General features: G+C 61.3%; 17 protein-coding genes. 10 read left to right on the top strand and 7 right to left on the bottom strand.

Going from position 1 to position 19,080, the window contains the following annotated elements; all coding sequences use genetic code 11:
• The first annotated feature begins 21 nt into the window (after nucleotides 1–21).
• From NH234_RS24560 to NH234_RS24570, 3 genes are all read left to right on the top strand, one after another.
• Complete coding sequence (locus NH234_RS24560) at nucleotides 22–480, top strand: GNAT family N-acetyltransferase (RefSeq protein WP_367257239.1); 459 nt, start codon at nucleotides 22–24, stop codon at nucleotides 478–480.
• A gap of 61 nt (nucleotides 481–541) precedes the next feature.
• Complete coding sequence (locus tag NH234_RS24565) at nucleotides 542–859, top strand: hypothetical protein (RefSeq protein ID WP_367254518.1); 318 nt, start codon at nucleotides 542–544, stop codon at nucleotides 857–859.
• An 87-nt stretch (nucleotides 860–946) separates the two neighbouring features.
• Nucleotides 947–1,696, top strand: a complete 750-nt coding sequence (locus NH234_RS24570) for a YkgJ family cysteine cluster protein (RefSeq protein WP_367254520.1) — start codon at nucleotides 947–949, stop codon at nucleotides 1,694–1,696.
• On the opposite strand, the gene NH234_RS24575 is transcribed toward NH234_RS24570, so the two are convergent.
• The 3 genes from NH234_RS24575 to NH234_RS24585 form a co-directional block, all read right to left on the bottom strand.
• The gene (locus tag NH234_RS24575; protein WP_367254522.1) at nucleotides 1,693–3,282 is read right to left on the bottom strand and encodes a PAS domain-containing methyl-accepting chemotaxis protein; all 1,590 of its coding nucleotides are present in this window, start codon (nucleotides 3,280–3,282) and stop codon (nucleotides 1,693–1,695) included. The two genes, NH234_RS24570 and NH234_RS24575, sit on opposite strands and share 4 nt — an antisense overlap.
• Nucleotides 3,283–3,432: 150 nt before the next feature.
• The gene (locus tag NH234_RS24580; protein ID WP_085733679.1) at nucleotides 3,433–3,672 is read right to left on the bottom strand and encodes a hypothetical protein; all 240 of its coding nucleotides are present in this window, start codon (nucleotides 3,670–3,672) and stop codon (nucleotides 3,433–3,435) included.
• Between the two features lie 111 nt (nucleotides 3,673–3,783).
• Complete coding sequence (locus tag NH234_RS24585; protein ID WP_367254524.1) at nucleotides 3,784–4,089, bottom strand: type 1 fimbrial protein; 306 nt, start codon at nucleotides 4,087–4,089, stop codon at nucleotides 3,784–3,786.
• 679 nt (nucleotides 4,090–4,768) lie between these two features.
• Between NH234_RS24585 and NH234_RS24590 the strand changes: the two genes are divergently transcribed.
• The 7 genes from NH234_RS24590 (at nucleotide 4,769) to NH234_RS24620 (ending at nucleotide 14,586) form a co-directional block, all read left to right on the top strand.
• The gene (locus NH234_RS24590; protein ID WP_367254526.1) at nucleotides 4,769–5,929 is read left to right on the top strand and encodes an efflux RND transporter periplasmic adaptor subunit; all 1,161 of its coding nucleotides are present in this window, start codon (nucleotides 4,769–4,771) and stop codon (nucleotides 5,927–5,929) included.
• Complete coding sequence (locus NH234_RS24595; protein ID WP_367254528.1) at nucleotides 5,926–9,027, top strand: multidrug efflux RND transporter permease subunit; 3,102 nt, start codon at nucleotides 5,926–5,928, stop codon at nucleotides 9,025–9,027. The genes NH234_RS24590 and NH234_RS24595 overlap by 4 nt, the downstream gene beginning before the upstream one ends.
• Before the next feature lie 8 nt (nucleotides 9,028–9,035).
• Nucleotides 9,036–9,713 (top strand): heavy metal response regulator transcription factor, encoded by a 678-nt coding sequence (locus NH234_RS24600; protein WP_053123617.1) that lies wholly within the window; start codon nucleotides 9,036–9,038, stop codon nucleotides 9,711–9,713.
• A complete protein-coding gene (locus NH234_RS24605; RefSeq protein WP_367254530.1) occupies nucleotides 9,703–11,067 on the top strand; it encodes a heavy metal sensor histidine kinase in 1,365 nt (454 codons plus the stop codon). The genes NH234_RS24600 and NH234_RS24605 overlap by 11 nt, the downstream gene beginning before the upstream one ends.
• A 165-nt stretch (nucleotides 11,068–11,232) precedes the next feature.
• Nucleotides 11,233–11,454 (top strand): hypothetical protein, encoded by a 222-nt coding sequence (locus NH234_RS24610; protein ID WP_085733701.1) that lies wholly within the window; start codon nucleotides 11,233–11,235, stop codon nucleotides 11,452–11,454.
• A 194-nt stretch (nucleotides 11,455–11,648) separates the two neighbouring features.
• Nucleotides 11,649–12,965 carry an OprD family porin gene (locus NH234_RS24615; RefSeq protein ID WP_367254533.1) on the top strand — a complete coding sequence of 439 codons (1,317 nt, stop codon included), beginning with the start codon at nucleotides 11,649–11,651 and terminating at the stop codon, nucleotides 12,963–12,965.
• A 112-nt stretch (nucleotides 12,966–13,077) separates the two neighbouring features.
• Nucleotides 13,078–14,586: a sensor domain-containing diguanylate cyclase gene (locus NH234_RS24620; RefSeq protein WP_085733673.1), complete on the top strand. Its 1,509-nt coding sequence runs from the start codon at nucleotides 13,078–13,080 to the stop codon at nucleotides 14,584–14,586.
• Nucleotides 14,587–14,647: 61 nt separating this feature from the next.
• On the opposite strand, the gene lpxC is transcribed toward NH234_RS24620, so the two are convergent.
• From lpxC to NH234_RS24640, 4 genes are all read right to left on the bottom strand, one after another.
• Nucleotides 14,648–15,559 carry a UDP-3-O-acyl-N-acetylglucosamine deacetylase gene (lpxC, locus tag NH234_RS24625; RefSeq protein WP_065261513.1) on the bottom strand — a complete coding sequence of 304 codons (912 nt, stop codon included), beginning with the start codon at nucleotides 15,557–15,559 and terminating at the stop codon, nucleotides 14,648–14,650.
• A gap of 112 nt (nucleotides 15,560–15,671) precedes the next feature.
• On the bottom strand, nucleotides 15,672–16,868 hold the full coding sequence (gene ftsZ / locus NH234_RS24630) for a cell division protein FtsZ (RefSeq protein ID WP_085709356.1): 1,197 nt from the start codon (nucleotides 16,866–16,868) through the stop codon (nucleotides 15,672–15,674).
• Between the two features lie 67 nt (nucleotides 16,869–16,935).
• Nucleotides 16,936–18,195: a cell division protein FtsA gene (gene ftsA, locus NH234_RS24635; protein ID WP_065261511.1), complete on the bottom strand. Its 1,260-nt coding sequence runs from the start codon at nucleotides 18,193–18,195 to the stop codon at nucleotides 16,936–16,938.
• Nucleotides 18,196–18,210: 15 nt separating this feature from the next.
• Nucleotides 18,211–19,077 (bottom strand): cell division protein FtsQ/DivIB, encoded by an 867-nt coding sequence (locus tag NH234_RS24640; protein WP_085700832.1) that lies wholly within the window; start codon nucleotides 19,075–19,077, stop codon nucleotides 18,211–18,213.
• Nucleotides 19,078–19,080 lie beyond the last annotated feature (3 nt).

Below are 19,080 nucleotides of genomic sequence, written 5' to 3' on the forward strand. Positions count from 1 at the left end.
AGCGAGACGTTCTGTTTTCTGATGCGGCGCAACCTGAGCCAGGACGTGCCGGCCATCGACTGGCCGCAAGGCATCGAACTCTGCAACTATCGTCCGGAACTGGCACCGGCAGCGCATCAACTGATGCAGCTCGGTTACCGCGAAGGCGGCGGCCGGGTGCCCGCGCTGGACGTCTGGCAGCAACAATATGAAACGGACGCCGAATACGATCCGGCGCTGTGTTTCATCGCCAGCGATGCCGACGGCGTCATCGGTGTGGCGCAATGCTGGACCAGTTCCTACATCAAGAATCTGGTGGTGCATCCCCGGGCTCAGGAGCGCGGACTGGGTCGCGCGCTACTGCTGCATGCGTTCAAGGTTTTTCAGGATCGGCGCGAGGGCTTTGTCGATCTGAAAGTGCTGGAAGACAACCTGCGTGCGCGACAGCTGTATGAAAAGTCTGGAATGTATGTGGTCCGCCGGGAATTGGTACCGGACTGACAAACTAAAATCCTGCGGCATACTCATACCCTGGCGATCAACCACCAAGGATGCCCGAACCATGAAACGCCTCGCCCTCTCCATACTTTGCCTCATCACCCCGCTTGCCCACGCCTCCAGCCCCGATGCCTGGGCCGCCTACGACAAAACCGTGCTCGCCAGTTGCACCAAGGCCAGCGGCCTGAAAAACGCCAAACCGGTCGGCAATGCTGCGCAATTCGATGACCGCGTCGGCTATACCGCACTGTTGCTGCAAGGCCAGTACCCGCAAAAACACATGAAGGGCCAGCAAGGCACCGAGCTGTGCCTGTACAACAAAAAGTCCAAAACCGCGTTCGTCACCGAATGGGACTCGATCCGCCCGACCGCCAAGCCCTGAGTGAATGGCGCACAACTTGCTTTAATCCAGGCCAGCATGGCGGCTTTACGTCGCCGTTTCACACCCTGATTGAAGATTGCCCGCTCAATGAATACGACGTTCTCCTGCGTAGGTTGCGGCAAATGCTGCACCGATCACCATGTGCCCCTGACACTGGCCGAAACCCGTATGTGGGCAGCTGACGGCGGTCAGGTGATCGTGCTGGTGGAGGCGTTTCTCGCCAACGGCCTGGGCCTGCCGGAACAGCAGCGTGAGCATGCGCAGCGTCGTTCGGCGGTGGTACGCAGCGGAAACTCCGACGCCCATGTGGCCATCACCTTCGCCGCCTACAACGTCGGGCCCTGCCGGAATCTTGACGAAGACAAGCTGTGCCGCATCTACGAGCGCCGGCCGCTGGTGTGTCGCATCTATCCCGCCGAAATCAATCCGCACATTTCGCTGAACCCTGCCGCCAAGGACTGCCCACCAGAATCGTGGGAACAGGGACCTGAACTGATCGTCGGTGGCGAGCTGGTCGATCAGGAGCTGGTCACGCTGATCCAGCGCTCCCGTCAGGCCGATCGCGATGACATCCGGGTCAAGGATGCGATTTGCGGGGCGCTTGGTATCCGCACCACGGCACTCAAGGGCGACGGGTTTACCGCGTATCTACCGGACATGAGCGTGTTTGCCTCGGTGATCGATCAGGTCACCGCGCAACCATTGAGCGACGTTTCCAGTGAATGGCTGTTTCACCTCTCCGGTGATGATGTCGCCGGACAAGTGCTGGCGGCCGGGGCACAGGTGGTGACCGAACCGCCGCAGACTTACGCGTTCATTTCCCTGCGCGCGGCCTAGGATCCCTGCCTCCGCCCCCAGAACTCCCGCGCCAGCGAACGCAAATCCCCCGCCAGCCCCGCCACATCCTGTGAGTTGAGCTGGCTCTGGCGCCCTTCATCCACCGTCAGCTCACACGCGGTGCGAATACTGACGATGTTGCGGTTGATGTCCTCGCTCACCGCACTTTGCTCCTCGACCGCTGCGGCAATCTGCAGGCTCATCTCGGTGATCTGCTCGACCCGGCCGCTGATCCCGTCCAGCGCCCGGGCCGCGCGTTGCGCCTGTTCGACACTGTTATCCACATGTTCGCTGCTCTGCTGCATCACCAGCACCGCATCCCGCGCGCCGTTCTGCAGGGTGCTGATCATCCGTTGAATCTCGTTGGTCGACTGCTGCGTGCGCTGGGCCAGCCCCCGCACCTCATCGGCCACCACCGCAAATCCGCGCCCGGCATCCCCGGCCCGCGCGGCTTCGATCGCAGCGTTGAGCGCCAACAGATTGGTCTGCTCGGCGATGCTGCGAATCACCTCCAGCACCCCGGAAATCTCGCTGCTGTGGCCTTCGAGCTGATGAATCACCTCTGTCGCCCGGCCCAACTCTTCCGCCAGTCGCAACACCGCACTGCGACTCTCGCCGACCAACAGATGCCCCTCACGGGTTTCCGTCCCCGCCATATCAGCCGCCACCGACGCTTGCTGCGCATGGCTGGCCACCTCCGCCACACTGGCCGCCATCTGATGAATCGCCGCCGCCACCTGATCGGTTTCCGCCTGCTGCGCCAGCGTACTGGTATGACTGCTGTGCAGATGATCGGCCAACTGCGCCGCATGCCCGGCCAGCCGTTGCGACGCATCACCGATCCGCCCGACCACCGCACCGACCTGCGCTTCAAGCATCTGCAAGGCAAACTCGATCTGCCCGAACTGATCCCGCCGCCCGGTATAAATGCCCTGACTCAACGGGTTATCAGCAATCACCCGAGCACGCTCGGTCAGCCGCTCCAAGGGCCCCAGTAACCAACCCACGCCCAGCGCACACGCCCCACTGCCAGCCACCAGCGCAGCGGCTTCGATGCCCATGGATTCAGGCCGCAGCCAGGCTTCCATCCCCAGCACCACCGCCAGCACCGAACTGGTCAACGCCATGATCTTCGCCCGCAAACCCAACACCGGCAGCCGCTGCCACCGCGCCACCCGCCCCTCGCGCAACCGCGCATACGCCCGCTCCGCCGCCGCAATCTGCCGTGCATCCGGCCGCGTGCGCACCGACTGAAACTCCACCGCCGCACCATTCTGCGTAACCGGCGTGACATAGGCACTGACCCAATAGTGATCACCGTTCTTGCAGCGATTCTTCACCAGCCCCATCCACGACCGCCCGCGCTTGAGCGTCTGCCACATATGGGCAAACGCCTGCGCGGGCATGTCCGGATGACGCAGCAGGTTATGCGGCGTGCCCAGCAGCTCATCGCGGCTGTAACCGCTGATCTTGATGAAGTCGTCGTTGGCGTAGGTGATCGCGCTGGTCAGATCGGTGGTCGAGAGAATGTTCGCATCCGGCGCAACATCGACATTGCGCCCGGTCACCGGGAGATTGATCTTCATGGAAAGCGCGCTCGTTTTATTGGAAAGAGTCGGCAGGGCTGCTGACTCTAAGCGCACTCATCGGTTAAACGTTGATCTGGCTCAGGAACTGAGCAATTAGCCATCACTGTGACCGAAAATCACAGACGATGGCTGCAGGAGGGAAGTGAATCAGCGCTTGCCCATCGAACGACGAGTGCCCGACGGCGCCACGCCCGGGATCTTGGCATGACGATCACCGTCCTTGCCCTTGAACTGCGGCTGCCTGGCCGCTTTGACAGCCGCCAGGTCACCTGGCTTGAACGGGAACTTGAAAGCCGGGATCTTGGCTTTGGTTTCGTTGGTTTCAGCATGCTCGGCCGTGACGTCGCTGATAGCGTCATCAACTGGCGGTTGGGTCGGGGAAGTCATAAAAGCTCCGCAAAGCAAAAAGTCGGGCCCGAACAGTGAGCCGCGAAGGCGCGCAGTATACCCGCGCGCCCTGCCTCGGCACCTGAAGATTTGCACGGCACGCCGAACGGCTTACAGATAACTGATGGTGACAATGCCCTTGTCGCTCGAAGTCTTCAGCGCCTCATACGTGACGGACAACGGCAACGCCTCATGACTGCACGCATTGCGATAGGAATCGACATCAAGCGTCAGGCCAGGCTTGACCTCAACCTGCCGCGACTCCCTCGAACCCAACGTCCCGACACGCCCCACCTCACAACCGGAATCAACAATCCGCCCGCTGAACCGGATCTCACCGGAACTCGTCTGCGACGCGGCAAAGACACAAAGCGGAAGCAAGACAAGCGCAGCCGATATTACGATTTTCAACTTCATGGCAAAGACCCTCCCGAATGACCCACCCCAATGGCGTCAGGGCTGTACACCGTGTATCCGCTGGTGGGGGCGGATCTTTAGAAGCGTAGATGGCGCGGGCCGGGAAAGATGAAAATCCAGAGATCACACCACCACCACCACCACCACCACCACCACCACCACCACCACCACCACCACCACCACCACCCTGCTCCTCACCACTCAACACAATGAGCGTTAGCTCAAGTACCGCCCTTGACGTGCCGGCCCCATCGGAAGGCTGAGTGGAGGGATTTATCCGGGGGTGGGAGCGCAGCGACCGTGCGGCGCAGCCGCATGCATCGAGAGGAGGTGCAGCGAAGCAAACCGTAGGCGATGCCCCCGGATGAATCCCGGAACGAAGGAACACCGAGCCTAGGCGAGGTGCCGAACGCAGGGGCCCAGACCTTTTGGTTCCTTTGGGCTGGGCCGGCATTCCGGCGTTTGCCAAAAGGGACTCGCCGTAAGGGCGAAACCGCCAGCCGCAACACCCAAAAAACGGATATACACACCAAACCCCAAGAGCCTGGTCGGCCCAAAGGCCGCCAAGTCAAAAGCCGAAACTGACAACGCCGTCAGTTAGCCGTCACCCTCCTGACCCCCAAACAAGTTTATAAAGACAAAACCTGCCCAAACCCCGTCCCCCTGGCGCCCCACAAGCATGCAAATCCAGAAGAAAAAGGCCCTGCTCGCCACCCTGCTGATCGCCCTCGCAGCCGCCGGCCTGTGGTATGCGGTAAAACCCGCCCCGGCCAAACTCGCCGCCCCGACTGCGATCCCGGTCAGGGTCGTCGCCGTCAGCGAAAAAGACGTCCCCCGCTACACCAGCGGCATCGGCTCCGTGCTTTCGTTGCACAGCGTGGTGGTGCGCCCACAGATCGACGGCATCCTCACCAAGCTGTTGGTCAAGGAAGGTCAGCTGGTAAAACAGGGCGACCTGCTCGCCACCATCGACGACCGCTCGATCCGCGCCAGCCTCGACCAGGCCCGGGCACAACTGGGCGAAAGCCAGGCGCAACTGCAAGTCGCTCTGGTCAACCTCAAGCGCTACAAACTGCTGAGCGTCGACGACGGCGTATCGAAGCAGACCTACGACCAGCAACAGGCACTGGTCAACCAGCTCAAGGCCACTGCTCAGGGCAATCAGGCCTCGATTGACGCGGCTCAAGTACAACTTTCCTACACCCAGATTCGCTCTCCGGTCACCGGCCGCGTCGGGATTCGCACGGTCGACGAAGGCAACTTCCTGCGCATGACCGACACCCAGGGTCTGTTCACCGTGACCCAGATCGACCCGATCGCTGTCGAGTTCTCCCTGCCCCAGCAAATGCTGCCGACCCTGCAGAGCCTGATCAACGATCCGCAGCGTGCTCAGGTCAAGGCCTACATCGGCGCCGACACCGACGGCGAAACCGGCAACCTGCTCGGCGAAGGTCACTTGACCCTGATAGACAACCAGATCAACGCCAACACCGGCACCATTCGCGCCAAGGCCGAATTCGACAACCCCAACCAGAAACTCTGGCCCGGCCTGCTGGTGACGGTAAAGATTCAGACGGCACTGGACAAAGATGCGCTGGTGGTCCCGCCCACCGTCGTACAACGCGGGCTGGATCAACACTTCGTGTACCGGGTCAACGGCGACAAGGTTGAAGCGGTGCAAGTGCAGATGGTTTATCAGGGCAGCGGTCAGGACATCATCAAGGGCGTGAACCCCGGCGACGTATTGGTCAGTGACGGCCAGTCACGGCTCAAACCCGGTTCGACCGTGCAGGTCATGAGCGAGCCGCCGCAGGTGGTGCAAGCGGAGCCCAAGCCATGAAGCAGCACAAAGGCGTTTCGACCTGGTGCATCGATCACCCGGTGGCGACGATTCTGCTGACCATCGCGCTGGTACTGGTCGGGGTGATTGCCTTCCCGCGCCTGCCGATTGCCCCATTGCCGGAAGCGGAATTTCCGACGATCCAAGTCTCCTCGCAACTGCCCGGCGCCAGCCCCGACACCATGGCATCGTCCGTGGCCACGCCGCTGGAGGTGCAATTCAGCGCCATCCCCGGCATGACCCAGATGACCTCCAGCAGTGCGCTGGGCTCCAGCCTGCTGACCCTGCAATTCACCCTCGACAAGAGCATCGACACCGCCGCCCAGGAAGTGCAGGCCGCGATCAACACAGCCGCCGGCAAATTGCCGAAAGACATGCCGACCCTGCCGACCTGGAAGAAGGTCAACCCGGCCGATAGCCCGGTGCTGATCCTCAGCGTCAGCTCCACGCAGATGCCCGGCACCGAACTCAGTGACCTGGTGGAGACCCTGCTGGCCCGTCAGATCAGTCAGATCGACGGCGTAGGCCAGATCAACATCACCGGTCAGCAACGTCCGGCAATCCGCGTTCAAGCTTCGGCGGACAAACTGGCGGCCATCGGCCTGACCCTCGCCGATATTCGTCTGGCGATCCAGCAGACCAGCCTCAACCTCGCCAAGGGTGCGCTGTACGGCGAGTCGAGCATTTCCACGCTGTCGACCAACGACCAGTTGTTCCACCCCGAGGAATACAGCCAGCTCATCGTTTCCTACAAGGACGGCGCCCCGGTTCACCTCAAGGATGTCGCCAAAGTCGTAAACGGTTCGGAAGATGCCTACGTGCAGGCCTGGGCCGGTGATCGGCCGGGGGTGAACCTGGTGATCTCCCGCCAGCCCGGCGCCAACATCGTCGAAACCGTAGACCGGATCCAGGCCGCCCTGCCCGGCCTCGAAGCCATGCTGCCGGCCTCGGTGCAGGTCAAAACCCTGATCGACCGTACCCAGACCATCCGCGCTTCACTGCATGAAGTGGAAATCACTTTGCTGATCGCGATCCTGCTGGTGGTGGCGGTGATGGCGCTGTTCCTGCGCCAGCTGTCGGCGACGATGATTGTGTCGGCGGTGCTCGGGGTGTCGCTGACCGCCAGTTTCGCCCTGATGTACCTGCTCGGTTTCAGCCTGAACAACCTGACCCTCGTCGCCATCGTGGTGGCGGTGGGCTTCGTGGTCGACGATGCGATCGTGGTGGTGGAAAACATCCACCGCCATCTGGAGGCCGGCGACAGCATGCGCGACGCCGCGATCAAGGGCGCCGGCGAGATCGGTTTCACCGTGGTCTCGATCAGCTTCTCGCTGGTAGCGGCGTTCATTCCGCTGCTGTTCATGGGCGGTGTGGTCGGGCGCTTGTTCAAGGAGTTCGCCCTGACGGCCACCTCGACCATCATGATTTCCGTGGTTGTGTCGCTGACCCTGGCGCCAACCCTCGCCGCGCTGTTCATGCGCAAACCGGTGCATCAAGCCCATGACAAACCGGGCTTCAGCGAACGCCTGCTCGGCTGGTACGAGAAGGGCCTGCGCCGCGCTCTCGCCCACCAGAAACTGATGATCGGCGTGTTCGGTATCTCGGTTGCGCTGGCGATCGGCGGTTACATCTTTATCCCCAAAGGGTTCTTCCCGGTGCAGGACACCGGTTTCGTCCTCGGTACAACGGAAGCCGCTGCGGACATCTCCTACAGCGACATGGTGAAAAAACACCTGGCGATGGCGGAAATCGTCGCCGCCGACCCTGCCGTCCAGGCGTTTTCCCACTCGGTCGGCGTGTCCGGCAGCAACCAGACCATCGCCAACGGCCGCTTCTGGATCGCCCTGAAACCTCGGGGTGACCGAGATGTTTCAGCCAGCCAGTTCATCGACCGCATTCGTCCGCAACTGATGAAAGTCCCCGGCATAGTGCTGTACCTGCGCGCCGGCCAGGACATCAACCTCAGCTCCGGTCCGAGCCGTGCGCAGTATCAATATGTGCTCAAGAGCAACGACGGGCCGACCCTCGCCACCTGGACCCAGAAGCTCACCGAAAAGCTGCGCAGCATCCCGGCGTTCCGCGACATTTCCAACGATCTGCAACTGGGCGGCAGCATCACCCACATCAGCATCGACCGCAGCGCCGCCGCGCGTTTTGGCCTGACGGCCAGCGATGTCGACGAGGCGCTGTACGACGCGTTCGGGCAACGACAGATCAATGAGTTCCAGACCCAGGTCAACCAGTACAACGTGATTCTGGAACTGGACACCGCGCAGCGCGGCAAAGCCGAAAGCCTCAACTATTTCTACCTGCGCTCGCCCTTGAGCGGGGAAATGGTGCCGCTGTCGGCGCTGGCCCGCTTCGACGCGCCGACCATCGGCCCGCTGTCGATTGCCCACGACGGCATGTTCCCGGCCGCCAACCTGTCGTTCAACCTGGCGCCCGGCGTGGCGTTGGGCGACGCGGTGATCCTGCTCAACCAGGCCAAGGCCGAGATCGGCATGCCGACCGCGATCAGCGGCAACTTCCAGGGCGCGGCGCAGGCATTCCAGAGCTCGCTGGCCAGCCAGCCGTGGCTGATTCTCGCGGCGCTGGTGGCGGTGTACATCATTCTGGGTGTGCTTTATGAGAGCTTCGTCCATCCGCTGACGATCATCTCGACCTTGCCGGCAGCGGGTCTCGGTGCGGTGATCATGCTGTGGATCTGCGGCCAGGACTTTTCGATCATGGCGCTGATCGGGCTGGTGCTGCTGATCGGTATCGTGAAGAAGAACGGCATCCTGATGATCGACTTCGCCCTCGAAGCCCAGCGCCATCGTGGGCTGGCCCCCCAGGATGCGATTTTCGAAGCATGCCTGACGCGGTTCCGGCCGATCATCATGACCACGCTCGCCGCCCTGCTCGGCGCCCTGCCGCTGATGCTCGGCTACGGCACCGGCGCCGAACTGCGCCAGCCACTGGGGATCGCGGTCGTGGGCGGATTGCTGGTCAGCCAGATGCTGACGCTGTTCACCACGCCGGTCATATACTTGTGGCTTGAGCGGCTGTTCCACAAGCCCAAACCATCGCCCGTCGCGGCGCTGGCAACGACAGACTGAGGCGGGTCATGCGCGTTCTGATTATCGAAGACGAAGAGAAAACCGCGGACTATCTGCACCGCGGCCTGACGGAACAGGGTTACACCGTGGATCTGGCCCGCGATGGCATCGAGGGCCTGCACCTGGCGCTGGAAAGCGACTACGCGGTGATCGTCCTCGACGTGATGCTGCCGGGCCTCGATGGCTTCGGCGTATTGCGCGCATTGCGTGCGCGCAAGCAGACGCCGGTGATCATGCTCACCGCCCGCGAACGGGTCGAAGACCGGATCAGGGGCCTGCGCGACGGCGCCGACGACTACCTCGGCAAACCGTTTTCCTTCCTCGAACTGGTGGCGCGCCTGCAAGCGTTGACCCGTCGCAGTGGCGGCCATGAACCGGTGCAAGTGAGCATCGCCGACCTGTGGATCGATCTGATCAGCCGCAAGGCCACCCGCGCCGGCACCCGGCTGGATCTGACCGCGAAAGAGTTTTCGCTGCTCAGTGTGCTGGCCCGGCGTCAGGGCGAAATCCTCTCGAAAACCGCGATTGCCGAAATGGTCTGGGACATCAATTTCGACAGCGACGCCAACGTGGTCGAAGTCGCGATCAAGCGCCTGCGGGCCAAGCTCGACGGGCCGTTCGACGAGAAATTGCTGCACACGATCCGCGGCATGGGTTATGTGCTGGAGAGCCGCGGTGTCCAGTAACTCAATAGCGCTGCGTCTGAGCGGGATGTTCACGCTGGTGGCGCTGCTGGTCTTCCTGTTGATCGGCGGCGCGCTGTATCAACAAGTGGACAAGGGCCTAGGCCTGCTGCCGGAAGCGGAACTGGATGCGCGTTACAGCGTGCTCGAATCCGCGCTCAACCGCTATGGCACCCCCGAGCATTGGGTAAAGATCAACGCCAAGCTCAAGCTGCTCGGCGAAGAAGACAAGCGCATCCATTTCTGGGTGGTCAGCGGCAATCCGGGGTACGAATTCGGCGAGCCGGATGCCTTGATCCGCACGTTCGCCCAAGGTGCGCCGGGCATGCGCGACCTGCAACTGCCCAACCATCCTTACCCGCTGAAAGTGCTGCTGACCGAACTGCCGGCCAAGGATCAGCGCCCGCCGCTACGCTTCATGATCGGCATCGACACCGAGGCTCTTCACCAGACCCAGCATCAGTTGCTGATCGCGCTGATCAGTCTGGCGGTGATCGGCGTGCTGCTGGCCTCGGCATTGGGTTACTGGGTGGCGCGAATCGGCCTCAAACCGCTGATCAAACTGTCCCATGAAGCCCAACGTCTGGCGCCGCCGTTGCGGGCCGGGCGCTTGCGCCTGTCGCCATTGCCGCCGGAACTCGAGCAGTTCGTCGACTCGTTCAACTCGACGCTGGAGCGGGTTGAACAAGCCTATTCGCGGCTGGAATCCTTCAACGCCGACGTCGCCCATGAACTGCGCTCGCCGTTGACCAACCTGATCGGTCAGACCCAGGTCGCACTGACTCGCGGGCGCTCTGCCGAGCATTATTTCGAAGTGCTGCAATCCAACCTCGAAGAGCTGGAACGCCTGCGCTCGATCATCAACGACATGCTGTTCCTGGCCAGCGCCGATCAGGGCAGCAAGGCCACCAAACTCACCTCGACCTCCCTCGCCGATGAAGTGGCCACCACCCTTGAATACCTCGATTTCATCCTCGAAGACGCCCAGGTCCAGGTTCGGGTCAGCGGCGACGCGCAGGTGCAGATCGAGATCGCCCACCTGCGCCGGGCGTTGATCAATCTGCTGAGCAATGCGGTGCAGCACACCGCGCCGGGACAGGTGATCGAAGTGCAGATCGCGGTCGAGGAACATCAGGTCAGCATCGGCGTGGCCAACCCCGGTTCGCCGATTGCCAGCGAGCATTTGCCACGGTTGTTCGAACGCTTCTACCGGGTCGATGCGTCGCGCAGCAACAGTGGCAACAACCACGGTCTGGGGCTGGCGATCGTCAAGGCGATTGCGCTGATGCATGGTGGTGATGTGTTTGTGCACAGTGACCGGGGGATGAATACCTTCGGGATTCATTTGCCGGTCTGACCCCGCCGCATATCGTTCCCACGCTCTGCGTGGGAATGAACATCCCCTGCGGATCTTTGCTTTTGCTGTAACAGTCATTTATGAAAATCACGCTGTTTCCCGGCGCCCGGCAACCTTATCTTTGCCCGCACCAAACAGCACTTGCCAAGCAAGAAGGTTTTCAAGATGTCCAACAGTATGGGTATTGCCAGCGCTTTCGTTTTGTCCTCATTGATCCTGTCGCCGATGGCGATGGCTGAAGAATCGCAGTCGTTCGTAGCGCAGAATGCCGCTCGCGCTCACGCATTCGAACAGCATCAGGCAGAAGTGATGGCCAAGGCTCAAGACGCCACGCAAGCCCCTCAGGCCGCAACTTCCCAGACTCAGGCAACCGAGAAAGACAGCTGAGTCACGCACAGCGCAGTTTCCCTCGACGCGGTTGTTTGGCTCTTCCCGTTCAACCGTCGTCCTTCCAGGCCACTGATTTTCAGTGGCCTTTTTTCGTTGTGGTGTGAAAGCGGTCCGGTTCGTCTCTTACCATTAGAAACATCCCGCACCTCAAGACATTGAAGTGTCAGTTGACCCAAGGAGCTTTACCGCAAGTGCGTTACCCAGTCCGCTTCACCCCGCTGTTCATTGCAATCGCCGCAACGATTGCTCCTGCCGCCCACGCCGCTGAAACCGATAAGGAAGGTTTTGTCGAAGGCTCGAGCCTCAACCTCAACGCCCGCAACTACTACATGAATCGCAACCGCCTACAGAAAGCGGACGACAACATCGAGTGGGGCCAGGGTTTCCTCGGCAAATTCCAGTCGGGCTACACCGAAGGCACGGTCGGCTTTGGTATCGATGCCCACGCCATGCTCGGTCTGAAACTCGACGGTGGTGGCGGCACGGACAACTCCAGCATCCTGCCGGTCAGCGACGGCAACGGCAAAGCGCCGGGCTCGTTCTCCACCGCGGGCGGCACCTTGAAAATGCGCGCGTTCGATACCGAACTGAAGGCCGGTGACCTGTTCCTCACCAACCCGGTGATCGCTGGCGGCGAAAGCCGCATGCTGCCGCAGACCTTCCGTGGCGTCAGCCTGACCAACCACAGCTTCGACGGGTGGATGATCGAAGGTGGCCAGGCCAGCTTCACCAAACCGTACAACCAGAGCGGCCACAAACACATCGGCACCTCGTACGGCACCCTCGCCGAGGGCGATAAAAGCCAGCACCTGAACTGGGCCGGCGTTGCCTGGAGCGGCGTCGAAGGCCTGACCAGCAACCTGTACGCCGCCGAGCTGAAGGACATCTGGAACCAGTACTACTACGACCTGGACTACACCTGGGCGCTGAATGATCTGGTGACCCTCAATCCGGGCCTGCACTTCTATCACACCCAAGACACCGGCGACGCGCTGCTGGGCAACATCGACAACAACACCTACAGCCTGCATTTCACCGTGGGTATCGGCAGCCACAGCGTCACCGCCGCGTACCAGCGGGTCAACGGCAACACGCCGTTCGACTACATCAGCCAGGGCGACAGCATCTACCTCGACAACTCCCAGCAATACTCGGATTTCAACGGCCCGAACGAGCGCTCGTGGAAACTCAAGTACGCCTACGACTTCGCAGGCGTCGGCCTGCCGGGCCTGACCTCGGCGGTGTCTTACTCGCGCGGTACACTGGACCTGACCAAAGTCGACCCGGACAGCAAGGGCTACGCCTCGTGGTACAGCGCCGAAGGTCGCAACGCCAAGCACTGGGAACGCGACATCGACCTCAAGTACGTGGTGCAGAGCGGCCAGGCCAAAGATCTTGCGGTGCGCCTGCAATGGGCCACCAACCGCGGCGGCAACGGTTACGGCGCGCTGGACACCGACACAGATGAATACCGAGTGATCATCGACTACCCGATCAACGTCTTCTAAGATCGGCGCTACAGTTGAAAGGCCAGCCTTATGCGCTGGCCTTTTTCTTGCCTGTGCGGCAGCGACGTTTGTACAACTACGCTTATAAGACTCTTCAACCGATAACCCAACCATGATCGCGAGCCGTACTCCACCTGCTGCGGGAAAGACCGGACGTCCTGAGCTGCTGCTGATTCTCGGCAGTCTGCTGAGCGTGTTAGCGATTGTGTGCATCGTGACTTTTCTGCTGATTCGCGAGCACGCCAATGCTCAGGAGTCGGCGACTCGCAGCGCCACCACCATCGCCCAACTGATCGACGCCGACGTGCTGCGTACCGTCGAACTGTACGACCTGACCCTGCAAGGTCTGATTGCCGCCGCCCAGCGCGACGACCTGAAAAACGTGTCGCCGCAGATCCGCCACCTGGCGCTGTTCGACCGCTCCACCACGGCGCGTTTCAAGGGCGACATTCTGCTGCTCGACAAGCATGGCGAGGTCATCGCCGACTCCTCGCGGGTCGAACCGCTACCGGGCAATTTCGCCGACCGCGATTACTTCCTCGCCCACGCCTTCAACCGCGACGCCGGCATGTTCATCAGCCGCCCGTTCAAGCCCCGTTGCGACTGCGACGACGCCAACCAGTGGCGCATCAGTTTCAGCCGGCGCATTTCCTCGGACACCGGGGAATTCCTGGGCGTAGCGGTGGCGTCAATGAAGCTCGATTACTTCGACCAGTTGTTCAACAGCCTCGATATCGGCGTCGACAGCACGCTGAACATCATCAACAGCGACGGCATCCTGTTGGCCCAGAAGCCCTATCTGCAAAGCGATTCGATCGGCAAGAGCTTCGCCAACCGGCCCAATGTGGTGAGAATCCTGCGCGACCGTAGCGGCAATGGCAGTTTCAACAGCATCTCGAGCATGGATTATCAACAACGGCTGTACACCTACTCCCAGGTCGGCAACCTGCCGCTAAGGGTGATCGTGGCGCTATCAAGTGAGGAAGTGTTCGGGGCATGGAAGCGCACGGCGATTCTGATCAGCGGTGCCACCGGGGTGCTCTGCCTCGGCCTGCTGTGGCTGACCTGGCTGCTGGCCCGAGAGCTGCGTTTGCGGCAACGGGCCGAACATGAACTGGCGCAACTGGCGGCCACCGACGCCCTGACCGGCGTCGCCAACCGGCGGATGCTCGATCAGGCGCTGAGGCACGAGTGGTTTCGTGCCCAACGCTCGGGCAAATCGCTGTCGTTGCTGATGATCGACGCCGATCACTTCAAGGCATTCAACGACCGGCATGGCCATCAGGCCGGAGATCAGGCGCTGCGAGAACTGGCCAGGGTCATTACCGCCAATGTGAGACGCCCGGCGGATCTGGTGGCGCGTTATGGCGGAGAAGAGTTCTCGGTGATCCTGGCAGAGACCGACAGTGTCGGCGCGCAACAGATAGCCGAGCATGTGCGGGCCGCGGTCGAGCAATTGCCACGCATGGAGGGCGATGAAATGCCGATGACGGTGAGCATCGGTATCAGCACCTGGACGGCGGCGAGTGAAATCAGTCTGGAACAACTGTTGTTCGCGGCGGACCGGGCGCTGTATCAGGCAAAGGAAAGTGGCCGTAACCGGGTGGTGCTGGCGTCCTGAACACAAGCATAAAAAAAGGCCACCCAAAGGTGGCCTTCAAAAAACTAGAGAGGTTTTTTACTTACACTGCCGCAACCGGGCGCATGTAAGAGATCGGTGCAGTGCTGGCGTCTTCGAACGTCACGACTTCCCAGGCATCTTTCTGCTCAATCAGTTTGCGCAGAAGCTGGTTGTTCAGTGCGTGGCCGGACTTGAAGCCCTTGAACTCACCAATCAGGCTATTGCCCAGCAGGTACAGGTCGCCAATTGCATCGAGGATCTTGTGCTTCACGAATTCGTCTTCATAGCGAAGGCCGTCTTCGTTCAGCACACCATCGGCATCGACCACGATTGCGTTTTCAACGCTGCCGCCGAGTGCGAGGTTATGCTTGCGCAGGTACTCGATGTCACTCATGAAGCCGAAAGTACGGGCGCGGCTGACTTCTTTTACGAACGAAGTGCTGGAAAAATCCACGCTTGCACTTTGGGTGCGGTCCCGGAAAACCGGGTGATCGAAATCGATCTCGAAGCTCACCTTGAACCCGTCGAAAGGGACGAAAGTGGCGCGCTTGTCACCATCTTCCACTGTCACTTCACGCAGGATGCGGATGAATTTCTTGGCGGCGTCCTGTTCTTCCAGGCCTGCCGATTGAATCAGGAATACGAAAGGTCCTGCGCTACCGTCCATGATCGGGACTTCGGACGCGGAGAGCTCGACGTAGGCGTTATCGATGCCCAGGCCAGCCATGGCCGAGAGCAAGTGCTCTACCGTGTCCACTTTGACGTCGCCATTGATCAGCGTCGTCGACATAGTGGTTTCACCGACGTTTTCCGCGCGGGCAGGAATCTGCACCACAGGGTCGAGGTCAGCGCGACAAAACACAATGCCAGTGTCGACAGGCGCAGGCTTGAGGGTCAGGTAGACCTTCTCCCCGGAGTGCAGGCCTACACCTGTGGCACGGATAATATTTTTCAGTGTGCGTTGTTTAATCATGGCTTGGGCCGCTTCAGCGCAAATTGCGAACTGGTATCAACAAAGGCTGGCGATAATAGCAGACCGAGCCTTTGCTGAACACCAATCACCTTCATAGCCCTGATACATTCCATCAATCAGCCTGACGACGCAGGAAAGCCGGGATGTCCAGGTAGTCCAAGTCATCTTGCGGATTCATCTTCGCGGCAGTCGCAGCACCGGCCTGAGCCTGGTTGCGCATGACGGTCGGACGGTCCAGGTCACGGTAGTTCACAGCAGGTTGTTCCTGACGCGCAGGGGCCTGTTGTTGCACCGGAGCGGAAGCCATGGTGGTGTGAACGGTGTTGTCGATGACCTTCACTGGCTTCTCGATTTTTGCGCCCAGACCGGTGGCAACGACGGTCACGTGCAGCTCGTCGCGCATGTCCGGATCGATAACGGTACCGACCTTGACCATTGCGTGCTCGGAAGCGAAGGCTTCGATGATCGAACCAACGTCGGAGTACTCACCCAGGGACAGGTCAGGACCGGCGGTGATGTTCACCAGGATGCCGCGTGCACCTTGCAGGTTCACGTCTTCCAGCAACGGGTTGCGGATGGCCGCTTCGGTGGCTTCACGCGCACGGTTCGGACCGCTGGCGCAGCCAGTGCCCATCATCGCCATGCCCATTTCGCTCATCACGGTGCGTACGTCGGCGAAGTCGACGTTGATCATGCCCGGACGCTTGATGATGTCGGAGATACCGCGAACGGCACCGGCCAGTACATCGTCAGCCTTGGCGAAAGCCGACAAGAGGCTTGCGTCTTTACCGAGGATGGTCAGCAGCTTTTCGTTGGGAATGGTGATCAACGAGTCGACGCTTTCCGAGAGCATGCGGATGCCTTCGTCGGCGATCTGCATACGCTTGCGGCCTTCGAACGGGAACGGACGGGTCACGACCGCAACGGTCAGGATGCCCATTTCCTTGGCCACTTCGGCGATGATCGGCGCTGCACCGGTACCGGTACCGCCGCCCATGCCGGTGGTGATGAACACCATGTTGGTGCCGGCCAGCACTTCAGCGATGCGCTCGCGATCTTCCAGCGCAGCCTGACGGCCGACTTCCGGGTTGGCGCCGGCGCCCAGGCCTTTGGTCACGCCGGTGCCCAGTTGCAGGATGGTACGCGCGCCGATGTTTTTCAGCGCTTGAGCATCGGTGTTGGCGCAGATGAACTCGACGCCTTCGATGTTGCTCTTGACCATGTGGTTGACAGCGTTGCCGCCGCCACCGCCAACACCGATAACTTTGATTACCGGGCTTGCGGGGATGTTGTCTACGAGTTCGAACATTTTCCCTCTCCTTACATTCTCTAGTTTTTTCGCCTACTGCATTTTGTTGCGGTGCTGCGGTAAATCTTTAGAAGTTGCCTTGAACCCACTTCTTCAAACGGTCCAGCAACGGCGCCTGCGGCTCATCATTGCTGTAGCTGTCGCGGCTGCCGATGCCCGAGAACGAGATCCCGTCGGACTGCTTCTGCAGGCCGTACATCAACAAGCCCACGCCAGTGGAATAAATCGGGTTGCGCACCACGTCATCAAGGCCCTTCACGCCGTGCGGCACACCGAGGCGTACCGGCATGTGGAAGATTTCCTCGGCCAGTTCGGTGGCACCTTCCATCTTCGACGTACCGCCGGTCAGCACGATGCCGGCCGGGATCAGGTCTTCGTAGCCGCTGCGACGCAGCTCAGCCTGGATCAGGGTGAACAGTTCGTCGTAACGCGGCTCGACCACTTCGGCCAGGGCCTGACGCGACAGTTCGCGCGGCGGACGATCGCCGACGCTCGGCACTTTGATGGTCTCGCCGGCACCGGCCAGTTTGGCCAGGGCGCAGGCGTAGCGGATCTTGATCTCTTCGGCGTATTGGGTCGGGGTGCGCAACGCCATGGCGATGTCGTTGGTCACCTGGTCGCCGGCAATCGGGATCACGGCCGTGTGGCGGATGGCGCCTTCGGTGAAGATCGCGATGTCGGTGGTGCCGCCGCCGATGTCGACCAGGCACACGCCCAGTTCTTTTTCGTCGTCGGTCAGGACCGAGTAAGCCGAAGCCAGTTGCTCGAGAATGATGTCGTCGATTTCCAGACCGCAGCGACGCACGCATTTTTCAATGTTCTGTGCGGCGTTGACGGCGCAGGTGACCACGTGGACCTTGGCTTCCAGACGCACGCCGGACATGCCCAGCGGCTCGCGCACGCCTTCCTGGTTATCGATCACATAGTCCTGCGGCAAGGTGTGCAGCACGCGCTGATCAGCCGGGATCGCCACGGCCTGGGCGGCATCAAGTACGCGCTCCAGGTCTGCCGAGCTGACTTCGCGGTCGCGGATCGCCACGATGCCGTGGGAGTTCAGGCTACGGATGTGATTGCCCGCCACGCCGACGAACGCCGAGTGAATGCGGCAGCCCGCCATCAACTGGGCTTCTTCGATCGCGCGCTGGATCGATTGCACGGTGGACTCGATGTTCACCACCACGCCTTTCTTCAGGCCGCGGGACGGATGGGTACCGATCCCGACGATATCGAGCGTGCCGTCGTCCGCAACCTCGCCGACCAGCGCCACCACCTTGGAGGTGCCGATATCGAGACCGACGATCATTTTGCCGCTTTGCACGTTTGCCATGGGTCCTGCCTCTTCTTAATTCTTTGCGACAGCGGGTTGGGCTGTCGTCGGCGCTACTGGTTCCCGCCAGCCAACAGCGAGGCCGTTGGCGTAGCGCAGATCGATGCGCGCAATGTTCGTAATCTGGTCTTTAAGCGTCTTGTCGTAGATGGCAATGAAGCGGCGCATCCTTTCCACCAGGTTGCCGCGTCCCAGCAGCAGTTCGATCCCGGGACCGGAACTGCCGGCACCGGTGGTCAGGAACCAGCTGCCACGTTCACGCAGCTCGAGCCGCGCAATCGAGAAGCCCAATGGCCGGAGCATCTGGCTCAGTACCTGGTATTGCTGCATCACTTGCTGCTGGGCCCGCTGCGGGCCGAACAGCTGCGGCAGGTGTTCGTAGTTCGCCAGTTCCTTGGGCGTGAACGCCTGGCCCTGGTTGTTGAGCAACGACTCGTCGCCCCAGCGGGCCACCGGCAGTTGCTCTTCGAGGCGGATCACCACCTGATCCGGCCACACCCGACGTACTTCGGCGTGGGCGATCCACGGCATCTGCTCAAGCTCGGTGCGCATGCTCGCCAGGTCGATGGTGAAGAAGCTCGACGCCACGTACGGGGCGATCCGCTGCTGCACCGCTTGCTGGCTGATGTAACTCAGGTCGCCCTGCACGGCGATCTTGGTGATCGGCCGGTCGGCGTACGGCAACAGACGCTGCGCGCCTTCGTAAGTACCGAACCCCAGGGCCACCAGCAGCACCGGCCAGAACAGACTTTTCAAGAAGCCGAAGTTGGCTTTCGGCAGGCGCGCGGACATCGGCTCTTTGGCCACCATTCGGCTGGCACCCCGCGGCACCGGCTTGCGGCCGGGTGCGGGTGGCTGATGTCTGAGATGTGCGCCTTGCATGGT

Source organism: Pseudomonas sp. stari2, from assembly GCF_040760005.1.
In the GTDB taxonomy this organism is placed as follows: domain Bacteria; phylum Pseudomonadota; class Gammaproteobacteria; order Pseudomonadales; family Pseudomonadaceae; genus Aquipseudomonas.